This is a genomic window from Pseudomonas sp. SD17-1 (assembly GCF_029201585.1).
Classification (GTDB): Bacteria; Pseudomonadota; Gammaproteobacteria; order Pseudomonadales; family Pseudomonadaceae; genus Aquipseudomonas; species Aquipseudomonas palmensis.
The window spans coordinates 2319752-2331596 of the sequence record NZ_CP104044.1 but is presented as its reverse complement, the minus strand read 5'-3'; the positions used below and the strand labels follow the sequence as shown (position 1 = coordinate 2331596).

The following is an 11845-nucleotide window of genomic DNA, read 5'->3' as shown; positions in this document are numbered from 1 at the left end:
GTTCACTCGCTTTGAAGGTTGTCGGGCTGGGGTGGCTGCCATGCCGGCAGGCACAGGGTCATGCAGGTGCCGCGACCGCTTTCGCTCTCGACCCTGATGCAACCGTTGCTCTGCTTGGCAAAACCGTAGGCCTGGCTCAACCCCAGGCCGGTTCCCTTGCCAAAACTCTTGGTGGTGAAAAACGGTTCGAAGATGCGCGGCAACACCGCAGCATCGATACCACGTCCGGGGTCGCGCACGCTGATGAGCACATGATCGCCAACCAGCCCGTCCCACTCCCCCTGCAGCACCTGGTTGCGTGCAACCAGTTCGATGCGCCCCTCGGCATCCATGGCGTCACGGGCGTTGAAGATCAGGTTGAGCAGCACCATCTGCAACTGGCCGCTGTCCACCTCGATATCCGATACCTCGCCCTGGATATCTACCTGCAATTCGATGCCCTTGGGCAGCGCCTGGGACAGCAACGCCTGGCTCGCCCGGACCAACTGCGCCACATCGACCCGGCTTGTGCTTTGCACCTTGCGCCGGGCAAACCCGAGCAACTGCTGGGTCACCTGGCTGCCGCGTTCGCCGGCATCGACGATATGCTGCAACAGGCGCTCGGTACGCTGCGGGTCGCGAGAGGTCATGGCCAGCTTGGCCGAGCCGATGATGATCGTGAGCAGATTGTTGAAATCGTGGGCCATGCCCCCGGTAAGCTGGCCGAGGGCTTCCAGCTTCTGCGACTGGAACAGCTGCGCACGCATGGCGTCCAACTGTAATGCGGCTTCCCGACGATCGGTGATGTCGCGGGTGATTTTCGCCAGCCCGACCACCTCGCCCTGCTCGTCCCGAATCACATCCAGTGCCGCCAGGGCCCAGAACTGCGTGCCGTCCTTGCGCATGCGCCAGCCTTCGTCCTGTGCCCCGCCGGTGCTCAGCGCACGATTGAGCAACCAGCCAGGCCGGCCTTCGGCGCAATCCTGCGGCGTGAAGAACATCGAGAAGTGCCGACCGATGACCTCGTCGGCGTTGTAGCCCTTGATGCGCTGGGCCCCCAGGTTCCACGACACCACATGGCCCTCGAGGTCGAGCATATAGATGGCGTAGTCCGCAACGGTCTGCACCAACTGCTCATAGCGGCTGGCGTGCATGGTTTGAAGGTCAGAGCGCTGGGAAGAATCCATGGCAAACCCGCAGGCACCGCAGTGAGGACAATGAGAAGGTAGACAACCGGGTGCCTCTGCAATTCCGTAATTTCGAAACAGTCGTATCGACCTGCAGGACGTGAACGATAAATCACTGGCGGAACAGTGGCGCAGTGATTGCCCGGTGTCAACGGGTGCTCACCTATCCGGGCAGTGCCCGGGGAAATCGTTCCGGGCCGGGGGGCAACTTGTTATAGTCCACAGGTGCAAGCGCAACCGGGGGAAGGACGTTGACCACAGATGCAAGGATGAAAGGCATTCACGATGACCTGGAGCACACCGCCGCCGATCTGGAGCAGATCGCGCGCGAAATGGCCGGGCATGCGCGCTACCTGCAGCACTCGGCCCACCCGCAGGATGCCCTGGAAGTGCAGCGCAGCATCAATGGGCTGCAGGCATCGATCGACCAGTTGCGCAGCGTGGCCGACCGCATCGAACCCTAGCCCCGGAGAAGCCCATGCTGCCAGAGCGCCCACAGGGCCAACGCGGGCCGCTGACTACCCTCGTCTACAAGCGCCGGGGCCGCGTCGGGTTGTTTTTCGTCGCCGCCCTGTCGGTGCTGGCGGGCATGACCGACGCCATCGGCTTTCTCGCCACCGGCGATTTCGTTTCTTTCATGAGCGGCAACACCACGCGCATGGCCGTCGCCCTGGGCGATGCGCACTGGGCACTGGTGGCCCGCCTGGCCCTGCTGATCGGCGCCTTCATTGCCGGCAACGCGCTGGGGGTGATCATCGCCCGCCTGAGCGCCAAGCGTGCATGGCCGCTGCTCGCCCTGTCGGCGGCACTGCTGCTGGGGGCAGGCCTGTGGGGCGCGCAGGCGCAGTTGCCGGCGCTGCTGGGCGCGATCATCGCCATGGGCATGCTCAATGCGGCGGTCGAAGAGGTGAACGGGCTGCCCATCGGGCTGACCTATGTAACCGGCGCCCTGTCGCGCTTTGGCCGCGGCCTGGGCCGCTGGCTGATGGGGGAGCGGCGTCCGGGCTGGCGCGTGCAACTGGTGCCGTGGTCCGGCATGTTCGGCGGCGCAGTGCTGGGCGGGCTGCTGGAGCACCGCTACGGCCTGGCGGCGCTGATGGCCTGCGGTGGCTTCGCCCTGGCACTGGCCATCGTGTCACTGCTGATTCCCCGTCGCTGGCTGCGGCGTTACATGGCAAAGTAGCGGGTGCGCGAGTTGACTCGAATATAACGATGAGTTATAAAGCCGCCTTGATCCGGAAGGTAAAGTGTCGCACACACCCTGTGCCTGACCTTGCAGCCGGATGATCCGTGCGAGTGTGGTGGAATTGGTATACACAGCAGACTTAAAATCTGCCGGCGTGAGCCTTGCGGGTTCGAGTCCCGCCACTCGCACCATCTTCTGAAAAGCGCCCCTTGGGGCGCTTTTCTGCTTTCTGCGTCCTGCGTTCTCCCCCGCCTTGCCCCTGCCCCTGCGTCCATCTCCCTGCAGCAAAATCTGCAGGGATGAATTGACTTGTACAAATTTCCCTCTAACCTGCAAATATCTTGTACAAATAACAATACGTGTACAACTAAATGACCACAATGGTCATGGGTGCAGGCAATGTCCGAGTATCTCAAACGCTTTGCAGAGCGATTCTGCGCCATCGACGCGCACAACCTGGGTGTGCTGCGCGAGTTGTACAGCGACGATGTCCAGTTCCGCGACCCGCTGCATCAGATCCACGGCATGGCCGCGCTGCAGGATTATTTCGCTCAGCTGTACGCCAACGTCGATCAGGTGCGCTTCGAGTTCCACGGTTATGACCAGGTGGACGACGGGAAGGGCTACCTGCGCTGGACCCTGTACTACCAGCATGCGCGCCTGAACGGTGGGCGCCCGGTTCAGGTACAGGGTTGCTCGCACCTGATGTGGCGCGACAAGGTCTACCTGCACCATGACTACTTCGACGCCGGGGCACTGCTGTACGAGCACCTGCCGGTGATGGGCTGCGTGATCGGCTGGCTCAAGCGGAGGCTGGCATGAGACGCATCTGGCTGACCGGCGCCAGCAGCGGCATTGGTGCGGCACTGGCCCCCCTGCTGCTGGCCCAGGGGCATCGCCTGGCGGTCAGCGCGCGCAATGTCCAGCCCTTGCAGGCATTGGCGCAGCGCTACCCCGACCAGGTACTGGTGGTACCGGGCGACCTTCGCGAGGTTAACCAGGTGCGCGCGATCGCCCAGCAGATCGCCCAGGCCTGGGGTGGCCTGGACCAGGTGATACTCAACGCCGGCACCTGCGAGTACCTGGACAGCGAAGCCTTCGAAGCCGCCATGGTCGAGCGCGTGGTGGCTTCCAACCTGTTCAGTGCCAGCCACTGCGTGGAGGCTGCCCTGCCCCTGCTGCGCCAGGGTCGACAGCCGCACCTGGTGGCCGTGGCCAGCGCCGTGACCTTTCTGGCGCTGCCCCGCGCCGGTGCCTATGGCGCCTCCAAGGCCGCGGTGCGCTACCTGTTCGAATCGCTGCGCATCGACCTGGCCCGCGAAGGCATTGCCGTGACGCTGGTCAGCCCGGGCTTCGTCGACACCCCGCTGACCCGGCGCAACGACTTCCCCATGCCGCTGTGCTGGCCCGCCGAAAAGGCCGCACGCCATATTGCCCGGCGCCTGCACAAGCGCCCGTACACCATTGCCTTTCCGCTCCTGTTCATCGCCGGCCTGCGCCTGGTCGCGCTGCTGCCGGTGAGCCTGCAACTGGCATTGGGCAAGCACCTGTCACGGCCACTGCGCCAGGAACCCCACCCATGAAGATAGCCATCATCGGCAGCGGTATCGCCGGGCTTACCTGCGCCCACCTGCTGCAGCGCCAGCACGCCATCACGCTGTACGAGTCCAGTGACCGGATTGGCGGGCACACCCATACCGTCGACGTGCAGCTTGGCGAGCGACACTACGCGGTGGATACCGGGTTCATCGTGTTCAACGACTGGACCTACCCCAACTTCATCCGCCTGCTCGATCAGCTGGGCATCGCCTCGCGTCCTACCGAAATGAGCTTTTCGGTCCACGACCCGCAGACCGCCCACGAGTACAACGGCAACACCCTCAACAGCCTCTTCGCGCAGCGCCGCAACCTGTTGTCGCCGCCCTTCTGGGGCATGCTCTACGACATCCTGCGCTTCAATCGCCAGGCCCTGAACGACCTGGAGCAGCAGCGAGTCAACGACACCCTTTCGCTGGGCGACTACCTGTACATGAACGGCTACGGCGAGCGTTTCATCGACCACTACATCGTGCCGATGGGGGCCGCCATCTGGTCGATGCCGCTGGCGCAGATGCTGGGCTTCCCGCTGCAGTTTTTCGTGCGCTTCTTCAAGCACCACGGGCTGCTGTCGGTCAACGACCGCCCGCAATGGCGGGTAGTGGAAGGTGGCTCGCGCAGTTACCTGGCCCCGCTGTGCGCACCGTTTGCCGAACGCATTCGCCTCAACTGCCCTGTACTGGGCGTGACCCGCGATGCCGACGGTGTCAGCCTGTTCAGCCGAGCAGGCATGGAGCGTTACGACAAGGTGGTGTTCGCCTGCCACAGCGACCAGGCGCTGCTGATGCTGCATGATCCCAGCCAGGCCGAGCGCGAGATTCTTGGCGCGCTGCGCTATGCCGACAACGACGTGGTCCTGCACACCGACACCCGCCTGCTGCCGCGTCGTCCCCTGGCCTGGGCCAGCTGGAACTACCGCCTCGGCGGCTCGCAGTCCCAGCCGGCCGCCGTCACCTACAACATGAACATTCTGCAGGGCATCGATGCCCCGCAGACCTTCTGCGTGAGCCTCAACCAGACCGGCGCCATCGACCCCGGCAAGGTCCTTGGCCGCTACACCTATGCCCACCCGCAGTTCAGCCTGGCCGGGGTACGGGCCCAGGCGCGTCACGCCGAACTGTGCGGTGCCCGACACAGCTACTACTGCGGCGCGTACTGGGGCAACGGCTTTCATGAAGACGGCGTGGTCAGCGCGCTGCGCGTGGCCGCCGAATTTGGTGAGCAGTTGTGAACAGTGCGCTCTACCAGGGCTGGGTCAGCCACCGCCGCCCCGCCAGGGGGGATTTCGGCTTTGCCTACCGCATCGGCCTGCTGTACCTGGACCTGGACGAGCAGGCGCAGCTGCCAGCGCTGTCGAGGCTGGCCGGCGGGGGCCGGTGGAGCGCCTTTGCCTTCGACGAGCGGGACTATCTGCCAGCCGCCACTCACCAGGGCACGCCCCTCAAGAGCGCCGTGCTGGACCTGCTCGAACAGGTGCTGCACCACCGCCCCCAAGGGCCGGTGTGCGTACTGACCCAACCCCGCAGCTGGGGCCTGGCCTTCAACCCGGTGAGCTTTTTCTACTGCTTTGAAGGTGACGGGCGTCTGGCTGCGATTCTCTGCGAGGTCACCAACACGCCCTGGCGCGAACGCTTTCACTACGTGTTGCCCGCCGACGGCCCGGGGCCGTGGAACTTCAGCGTGGCCAAGGCGTTTCATGTGTCGCCGTTCCTGCCCGCCGACCTGGAATACCGCATGCACTTCTGCACACCTGCAGCGCGTATCCGTGTGCGCATGGAGGACTGGCAGGCACACACCCGGGTGTTCAGCGCCGTGCTGAACCTGGCGCGCATCGACCTGAACCGACGCAGCCTGCACCGGCACCTGCTGAGCTTCCCGTGGATGACCGCCAAGACCCTGCTGGCCATCCATTGGCAGGCGTTGCGCCTGCTGCTCAAGCGTCATCGCCTGTTCGACCACTTCGCCGCCCGGGGCACCTGGCGGCGAGCCAAACCGATCAATGCACCCGACCGCGCAAAGGACACCCCCCATGAAAAGCCCTGAGGCAATCCCGGCAAAACGCTTCGCGTCCGCCGGCAACGGCATCGGCGTGATGCTGCTGCGGCGCGCTGTGCTGCGCCAGCTCGAACGCCTGCGCCACGGCGCACTGGTGGTCATCGAAGCCAATGTGGTGCACCACTTCGGCAACGCCGGCGCGAACCTGCAAGGGCATGTCCAGGTAGTGGACGACGCGCTATGGGGCCTGGTGGCCAGCAACGGCTCGATTGGCGCGGGCGAAGCCTACGTGCACGGCTACTGGACCAGCCCGGACCTCACCGCCGTGGTCCGCGTGCTGGTGGCGAACCTGGAGGTACTCGACGGCCTGGAAGGCGGGCTGGCACGCCTGGGGCGCCCGCTGCTGCATGGCCTGCACTGGCTCAACCGCAATACCCGGCGCGGCGCCAGACGCAACATCGCCGCCCATTACGACCTGGGCAACGAACTGTTCGAGCGCCTGCTGGACCCGAGCATGATGTACTCGGCGGCCATGTTTCAGGGGGCCGACGATACCCTGGAACAGGCCCAGCACTACAAGTTGCAGCGCATCTGCCAGAAGCTCGCCCTCACCCGCGACGATCACCTGCTGGAGATCGGCACCGGCTGGGGCGGCCTGGCCATTTACGCGGCACGCCACCACGGCTGCCGGGTAACCACCACCACGGTGTCGGCCGAACAGTTCGCCTATGCCCGTCGGCGCATCGACGAAGCCGGCCTGCAGGACCGCATCACCCTGCTGCTGGAGGATTACCGCGACCTGCAGGGCCAGTACGACAAGCTGGTATCCATCGAGATGATCGAAGCTGTCGGCCATCGCTACCTCAGCAGCTACTTCAGGCAATGCGCGCGGCTGCTCAAGCCCGATGGCCTGATGCTGCTGCAGAGCATCACCATCCGCGAACAGCGCTACGCACAGGCGTGCCGCTCGGTCGACTTCATCCAGCGCTACATCTTTCCGGGCGGCGCCCTGCCTTCGGTAGGGGTGATGCTGCAGGTGATGGGCCGCGACACCGATCTGAACCTGCACCACATGGAAGAATTCGGCCTGCACTATGCGCGCACCCTGCGCTGCTGGCACCAGAACCTGCAGCAGGCGCGCCAGCCGTTGCAGGCGTTGGGTTATGACGACACGTTCTACCGCTTGTGGGAGTTCTACCTGTGCTACTGCGAGGGGGGCTTTCTGGAGCGTGCCATCGGCACCGCCCAGCTGTTGCTGGCCAAGGCCGGCGCACGGCCCGCACCGCTGCTGGGGCAACCAGGCTGAACCGGCGGACAGCGCATTGGGCAGCGGTGCTGGGCAATGCGCTGCTGTTTCAGCTTGGCTGGTTCGCCTGCGTGCTGGGTGCTCGCCACCCCGCCTTGCTGGCAGTGGCAGTGGCCTGCCTGGTGACGCACCTGAGCTGCCTGGCCAAGCCCGGCGAGGTGCGCCTGATCGTCGCCGTCAGCCTGTGCGGCTCGCTGACCGACAGCCTGCTGCTGGCGCTTGGGGTGTTCGAGTTTGGCGGTCATCCTTGGCTGCCGCCGTTCTGGCTGCTGTTGCTGTGGCCGGTGTTCGCCTGCACCTTGCGCCACAGCCTGCACTGGACCGCCAACCCCTGGTGGCGGGCCAGCCTGCTGGGCGCGGTGGGCGGCCCGTTGTCCTACTGGGGCGGTGTGCAGCTTGCCGGTGCCAGGCTGCCATTGGGCACCTGGCCGAGCCTGCTGGTGCTTGCCGCCGTGTGGGCCTTGCTGCTGCCGGTACTGCACCGTCTCGGCCGGCCTACTGCACCTGCTTGCGAAAGAACAAGGTGACCTGCCCGACTTCGATGCCGAACTTGGTCATGTAGGAGCGGTTGGCCAGGGTGTTATCGTCCAGCAGGTACATCCAGTCGTCGAAGCGGATGGCCCAGGTCTTGCCGTCCACCGGTACGTCGAGCACGTACTGCCAGCGCAAGGCGAAACCGGCGTTCTGCCCGCGCGCCTCTTCCACCACATCCCCGGCCGTGCCGCGCCAACGTCCCGGGCCGTCCGGGCGAATGGTCCAGGTGCGTTGCTGCCGGGTGCCGTCGCTGTAGGTGAAGTGCTCGTTCAGCACCACGTTATCGCCTTCGCTGCGCCCTTCGATCAGCACGTGAAAACGCTTGATGACCTCGCCGGAACGCTTCTGCACGATGCCCCAGCCGTCGACGCGGCCGTTGAAGTACTGACGCAGGTCGAACGCCGGTGACTGGTTGCGGTAAGCCTCGACATCGACATTGCCGCAGCCGGCCAACAGCAGGAACACCAACAGGTACCAGGCTTTCATGGGGAGGCTCCAAGGAGTTGCCGACGCAAGTCGGGGTAGCGGCTGCGAGGGTCCAGCCAGATGGCGAAGAACGCACGGGCGAATGCCTGGTCACGCACTTCGTGCTGCAGGCGCTCCCCCACATAGAAGCGACAGCCAAGCCCGGGAACGTACACGCCCGTGATGCGCATACCCGCCTCGACATCCACGAACGCCTGCTGCATCTGCGCCTGCCACTGGTCCCGTTGCGCTGCCGTCAGCGGGGTGGCAGACAGACGCTGGATCTCCTCGAGGCTGACCTCGACCAACCGCTCGCGACTGACCGCGCGCCGGTAGGTGATCTCGAGGGCGAAGCCATCGCCCTCGTTCAAGCGTGCACCGGGGGCCCACAATCGCGCCGTATAGATATCCAGGCCCCAGGTCCTGAATTCAGCACTGCCTACCAGACGCGCATCCGGCAGGTCGGCCCGCCACCCCGCCTGGGCGTAACCGCAGGCCAGCACACCGATCAGCAACAGCAGCCTGCACAGCGCGATGGGTGGCGGTCGCATGCGGTACTCCCTGGCAGCCCCTTGGGCGGGGGGTTGCGGCGATACTTGCACGTGGAAAATTTTCTGTACAAGTTAATTGCCGTATCTGTACACGCTAGCACAGCCTGCAGAAGTCACTGCTTGACGAACACTACCCACGACGGCGAGGAGTCGATGATCTGCTCCTTGAACTCGATCTGGACCTGCCCTGCCCCGAACAGGCTGATGTCCTTCAGGCCCAGGCCACCCTGAACCACCACCCGTGCATCCTGCGGAAGCCGCGACAAGGCTGCCACCAGCTCGCCAACGGTCTTGTACTGCGCCATATCAACCTCACTGTGCAAAAGCCAATCGGCCATCTTCGCCGAGGCCCGCGAAGCCTCGCAAGGGCGCACCACGTTTTTAAATGGCGCGACCGGAAACCAAACCTTCGGCGCGCGGTCTGAACAGCACCAAAAAATCATCTTTCAGATCAAGTACCTGAGGTTCACATCATGCGTTTCACCCTGCCTACCCTCGCCCTGGGTATCCTGCTGCCCCTGACTGCCGTTGCCGGCGACGGCACCACCGCCATCGGTGGCGGGCTGGGCGGCGCACTGGGCAATGTGGTTGGCCAGCAGATCGGCGGCAGCACCGGCGCCGCCATCGGTGCCGGGCTGGGTGGCGCTGCAGGTAGCGCGGCCGGTGCGCGCAAGGGCAACCGCACCCAGGCCGCCGTGGGCGGTGGCCTGGGGTCGGCCGGCGGCTCGTTGATCGGCAATGCGTTGGGCGGCTCCACCGGTTCGACCGTCGGCGCCGGCCTGGGCGGCGCGGCCGGAGGCGCGGTGGGCAATCATCTGGCAGATGACAACAGGCACAGCGCCAGCAAGCACAAGCGCAAGCACCGCCACCGTTAAGTCGCCTGCCACTACGCAAACGTCCGGCCATGTGCCGGACGTTTGCGTTTTGCATTGCAGCACAGTTGCAGTCAAACCACGCTGTACCACAGCACAAATGCCGCCATTGCGATGCCCTGCACGATCAGTAACACCCGAGCACCATCAGGCCGGAACGCCAACAGCCAATAGGCAAACACCAGTGGCAGGCACAGCAGGTTGGTCAGTGCCAGCGCGAAAATCGCCAGCACCGGGCCCAGCGAGGGGAACATGCTGGCCGGGCTCAACAGGCAGTACAGGGAAGCACAGAGACCAACCGCCGCAATGATGACTGCACAGACAACGCAGAAACGACGCGCGACGTCGCGCTCATCCAGCTCCCCATCCATGCAGCACTCCCTTTACCCGATCCGATCGCACGGATCCTACCACTTTTGCTCCCTCGCGCCGGTGCCTGCAACTGTCGATCAGTCGCCGCGATGGGCGAGCGCCTGCAGCACCTGGTTCACCTTGAGGCTGGCGGTCTCCATGCTGTCCAGCGAGGCCACCACCGCGCTCCAGTCCTTGTGCTGCGCCTGGTGCAGCGCATGGCTGGCCGATTCGTGGCAGATACGGTGGGGGTCGTCGAGCTGGGCGAATGCCCGGTCGTGCTGGTAGATCTGCTGGGTTTCCGGCATCAGGTACCACTTGCCCAGGCGGCAATGCTTATGGTCCGACAGCTCAAGGTTCGGGTCCTGATTGAACAGGCGCAGGTACACCATCAGCTTGAACAACAGGTGGTCGAGCTTGACCGCCTCGCAGAACGAACTGAGCGCCATGTTCTCGATCAGGGTGGTCATGTGGTCACCCATCACCACCATTTCGTCCAGGGTCTGCGCCGAGGTCGACACGTCGCCAGCCAGGCGCGTGGCTTCATTGGAGAGGTTGCCGATCGAGTTGCTCGCCGCCGTGGTATCGACATTGATGGCGTCCACCAGCACGCTGATGTCCTGGGTGGCCTGGTGGGTGCGCTGGGCCAGGGCCCGTACCTCGTCGGCCACCACCGCAAACCCGCGCCCCTGCTCACCGGCCCGCGCCGCCTCGATGGCGGCGTTGAGTGCCAGCAGGTTGGTCTGGTCTGAAATGGCCTTGATCAAGCCCACGATGCTGCTGATTTCGCTGACCCGCGCCTGCAGGTGGGTCACGCTCTCGACACTGCTCACGCCTTGACCGGCCATGTGCGTGAGCGAGGTAGAGAACGACGAAAGCAGTTCGGACGTCTCGCTGAACACGCCGCTGTTGGCCTTGAGGTGGTCGACCTCCCCGCGCAGGGTTTCGGCCTGGCTGACTACCCCATCACGGGTCTGCTTCATCGACTCGTCGAACATGCCCATCTTGCTGTGCAGATCACATTGGTAACGGCTGTAGGCATTGAGCTCGGCCTGCTCACCCTGGGTTTGCGCCAGCAAATCGGTCAGTTGCTGGTTTTCCTGCTGGAGCGCCAGATTCTGCTGCTTCAGCTCCTGCAACTCACGCGCCTGTGCGTTGACCTGTTCTCGCCACTTTCTACCAAACATTGCCACAACTCCCCGGCACGCAACGCCTATCGATATGTACCTCGATTTTAAAGGCGCAGCAGGGAGGCAACATTGACATCAATCAGCCATCATGCATGAATTGGCCCCTTGCGCACTGCCGTAGAGCGTCTGCATCGCATTTTTCGCGTCCTTGAAAATGCCCATGGCCATGGCACAGTGCGTGGGCTGCAGTGTTTTCTCTTCGTTGTCGCAGGTAGCTGTATGGACAAACTCACCACCTTTCGAATGGGCCTCACCCTGGCTGCCGTACTGGGCCTGATGCCCCTGACGCTGCTGTTCATTGCCGGGTGCATCGGTTTTTTCTTCCCGATGTTGGTCATCAGTGAGCAACCGCTGTTCGCGATACCCATAGCCATGGGCCTGATGTCGATTTCGTTGTTCGGCCTCTGGTCGTGCTGGAAGATCTACCTGCTGGCGATGGCTGAAATACCCGTGGTACCCAACCGCCGCCTGCTGATCTGCGGCGTGGCAGTCACGCTGATATGGGGCGGCGTGCTGGCCGGCTTCACTCACAAGTTCCCGCAGCTCGTGTATATCTTCATGATGCCCGGCCTGCTGTCGGCCGCCCTGTTGTGGCATACACTGCGGCGGGAACGGCAGGCGGGGTGACGCGCC

Annotated in this window: 16 protein-coding genes, 1 tRNA gene and 1 pseudogene; 11 read left to right on the top strand and 7 right to left on the bottom strand. The window is 64.4% G+C overall.

Translation table 11 applies throughout. From position 1 onward, the window contains the following. Window positions 1–2: 2 nt before the first annotated feature. Complete coding sequence (locus N0B28_RS10625) at window positions 3–1166, bottom strand: PAS domain-containing sensor histidine kinase (protein WP_043861728.1); 1164 nt, start codon at window positions 1164–1166, stop codon at window positions 3–5. A 269-nt stretch (window positions 1167–1435) separates the two neighbouring features. Between N0B28_RS10625 and N0B28_RS10620 the strand changes: the two genes are divergently transcribed. The 9 genes from N0B28_RS10620 to N0B28_RS10580 all read left to right on the top strand — a co-directional run bounded on the left by N0B28_RS10620 (window position 1436) and on the right by N0B28_RS10580 (window position 7776). Next, window positions 1436–1630 (top strand): hypothetical protein, encoded by a 195-nt coding sequence (locus N0B28_RS10620; RefSeq protein ID WP_043861727.1) that lies wholly within the window; start codon window positions 1436–1438, stop codon window positions 1628–1630. Between the two features lie 14 nt (window positions 1631–1644). After that, window positions 1645–2349: a YoaK family protein gene (locus N0B28_RS10615; protein WP_043861726.1), complete on the top strand. Its 705-nt coding sequence runs from the start codon at window positions 1645–1647 to the stop codon at window positions 2347–2349. Between the two features lie 109 nt (window positions 2350–2458). Continuing rightward, a tRNA-Leu gene (locus N0B28_RS10610) sits at window positions 2459–2543 on the top strand. Between the two features lie 208 nt (window positions 2544–2751). Further along, complete coding sequence (locus tag N0B28_RS10605; RefSeq protein ID WP_275731750.1) at window positions 2752–3174, top strand: nuclear transport factor 2 family protein; 423 nt, start codon at window positions 2752–2754, stop codon at window positions 3172–3174. Then, window positions 3171–3935, top strand: coding sequence for an SDR family NAD(P)-dependent oxidoreductase (locus tag N0B28_RS10600; RefSeq protein ID WP_275731749.1), 765 nt, complete (start codon window positions 3171–3173; stop codon window positions 3933–3935). The genes N0B28_RS10605 and N0B28_RS10600 overlap by 4 nt, the downstream gene beginning before the upstream one ends. Continuing rightward, the gene (locus tag N0B28_RS10595; protein WP_104572580.1) at window positions 3932–5179 is read left to right on the top strand and encodes an FAD-dependent oxidoreductase; all 1248 of its coding nucleotides are present in this window, start codon (window positions 3932–3934) and stop codon (window positions 5177–5179) included. Before N0B28_RS10600 ends, N0B28_RS10595 begins: the two co-directional genes overlap by 4 nt. Next, the gene (locus N0B28_RS10590; protein WP_275731748.1) at window positions 5176–5991 is read left to right on the top strand and encodes a DUF1365 domain-containing protein; all 816 of its coding nucleotides are present in this window, start codon (window positions 5176–5178) and stop codon (window positions 5989–5991) included. The genes N0B28_RS10595 and N0B28_RS10590 overlap by 4 nt, the downstream gene beginning before the upstream one ends. Continuing rightward, window positions 5978–7249: a cyclopropane-fatty-acyl-phospholipid synthase family protein gene (locus N0B28_RS10585; RefSeq protein WP_275731747.1), complete on the top strand. Its 1272-nt coding sequence runs from the start codon at window positions 5978–5980 to the stop codon at window positions 7247–7249. The genes N0B28_RS10590 and N0B28_RS10585 overlap by 14 nt, the downstream gene beginning before the upstream one ends. A 26-nt stretch (window positions 7250–7275) precedes the next feature. After that, window positions 7276–7776 (top strand): DUF2878 domain-containing protein, encoded by a 501-nt coding sequence (locus N0B28_RS10580; protein ID WP_275731745.1) that lies wholly within the window; start codon window positions 7276–7278, stop codon window positions 7774–7776. On the opposite strand, the gene N0B28_RS10575 is transcribed toward N0B28_RS10580, so the two are convergent. The 3 genes from N0B28_RS10575 to N0B28_RS10565 all read right to left on the bottom strand — a co-directional run bounded on the left by N0B28_RS10575 (window position 7745) and on the right by N0B28_RS10565 (window position 9104). Beyond that, window positions 7745–8269 (bottom strand): DUF3833 domain-containing protein, encoded by a 525-nt coding sequence (locus N0B28_RS10575; RefSeq protein WP_043861719.1) that lies wholly within the window; start codon window positions 8267–8269, stop codon window positions 7745–7747. The genes N0B28_RS10580 and N0B28_RS10575 overlap by 32 nt on opposite strands. Continuing rightward, window positions 8266–8799 (bottom strand): chalcone isomerase family protein, encoded by a 534-nt coding sequence (locus N0B28_RS10570; RefSeq protein WP_043861718.1) that lies wholly within the window; start codon window positions 8797–8799, stop codon window positions 8266–8268. Before N0B28_RS10570 ends, N0B28_RS10575 begins: the two co-directional genes overlap by 4 nt. A 113-nt stretch (window positions 8800–8912) precedes the next feature. Further along, on the bottom strand, window positions 8913–9104 hold the full coding sequence (locus N0B28_RS10565; protein ID WP_043861717.1) for a hypothetical protein: 192 nt from the start codon (window positions 9102–9104) through the stop codon (window positions 8913–8915). Window positions 9105–9272: 168 nt separating this feature from the next. On the opposite strand from N0B28_RS10565, the gene N0B28_RS10560 reads away from it, so the two are divergent. Then, window positions 9273–9674 carry a glycine zipper domain-containing protein gene (locus N0B28_RS10560; RefSeq protein WP_043861716.1) on the top strand — a complete coding sequence of 134 codons (402 nt, stop codon included), beginning with the start codon at window positions 9273–9275 and terminating at the stop codon, window positions 9672–9674. A 71-nt stretch (window positions 9675–9745) separates the two neighbouring features. On the opposite strand, the gene N0B28_RS10555 is transcribed toward N0B28_RS10560, so the two are convergent. The 3 genes and pseudogenes from N0B28_RS10555 to N0B28_RS10545 form a co-directional block, all read right to left on the bottom strand. Beyond that, window positions 9746–10042 (bottom strand): hypothetical protein, encoded by a 297-nt coding sequence (locus tag N0B28_RS10555; RefSeq protein ID WP_275731743.1) that lies wholly within the window; start codon window positions 10040–10042, stop codon window positions 9746–9748. A 78-nt stretch (window positions 10043–10120) separates the two neighbouring features. Continuing rightward, window positions 10121–10414: a CZB domain-containing protein gene (locus N0B28_RS10550; protein WP_229590273.1), complete on the bottom strand. Its 294-nt coding sequence runs from the start codon at window positions 10412–10414 to the stop codon at window positions 10121–10123. 102 nt (window positions 10415–10516) lie between these two features. Beyond that, window positions 10517–10798, bottom strand: a pseudogene (locus tag N0B28_RS10545) (methyl-accepting chemotaxis protein); the annotation flags it as partial. 519 nt (window positions 10799–11317) lie between these two features. Between N0B28_RS10545 and N0B28_RS10540 the strand changes: the two are divergent. Next, window positions 11318–11839, top strand: a complete 522-nt coding sequence (locus N0B28_RS10540) for a hypothetical protein (protein WP_275731742.1) — start codon at window positions 11318–11320, stop codon at window positions 11837–11839. Window positions 11840–11845 lie beyond the last annotated feature (6 nt).

Bases quoted from the DNA above. Each gene is read 5' to 3' on its own strand.
- N0B28_RS10605 (WP_275731750.1), top strand. From the start codon at position 2,752: ATGTCCGAGTATCTCAAACGCTTTGCAGAGCGATTCTGCGCCATCGAC.
- N0B28_RS10565 (WP_043861717.1), bottom strand. From the start codon at position 9,104: ATGGCGCAGTACAAGACCGTTGGCGAGCTGGTGGCAGCCTTGTCGCGG.
- N0B28_RS10585 (WP_275731747.1), top strand. From the start codon at position 5,978: ATGAAAAGCCCTGAGGCAATCCCGGCAAAACGCTTCGCGTCCGCCGGC.
- N0B28_RS10560 (WP_043861716.1), top strand. From the start codon at position 9,273: ATGCGTTTCACCCTGCCTACCCTCGCCCTGGGTATCCTGCTGCCCCTG.
- N0B28_RS10600 (WP_275731749.1), top strand. From the start codon at position 3,171: ATGAGACGCATCTGGCTGACCGGCGCCAGCAGCGGCATTGGTGCGGCA.
- N0B28_RS10550 (WP_229590273.1), bottom strand. From the start codon at position 10,414: ATGGTGTACCTGCGCCTGTTCAATCAGGACCCGAACCTTGAGCTGTCG.
- N0B28_RS10620 (WP_043861727.1), top strand. From the start codon at position 1,436: ATGAAAGGCATTCACGATGACCTGGAGCACACCGCCGCCGATCTGGAG.
- N0B28_RS10615 (WP_043861726.1), top strand. From the start codon at position 1,645: ATGCTGCCAGAGCGCCCACAGGGCCAACGCGGGCCGCTGACTACCCTC.
- N0B28_RS10570 (WP_043861718.1), bottom strand. From the start codon at position 8,799: ATGCGACCGCCACCCATCGCGCTGTGCAGGCTGCTGTTGCTGATCGGT.
- N0B28_RS10555 (WP_275731743.1), bottom strand. From the start codon at position 10,042: ATGGATGGGGAGCTGGATGAGCGCGACGTCGCGCGTCGTTTCTGCGTT.
- N0B28_RS10625 (WP_043861728.1), bottom strand. From the start codon at position 1,166: ATGGATTCTTCCCAGCGCTCTGACCTTCAAACCATGCACGCCAGCCGC.
- N0B28_RS10595 (WP_104572580.1), top strand. From the start codon at position 3,932: ATGAAGATAGCCATCATCGGCAGCGGTATCGCCGGGCTTACCTGCGCC.
- N0B28_RS10575 (WP_043861719.1), bottom strand. From the start codon at position 8,269: ATGAAAGCCTGGTACCTGTTGGTGTTCCTGCTGTTGGCCGGCTGCGGC.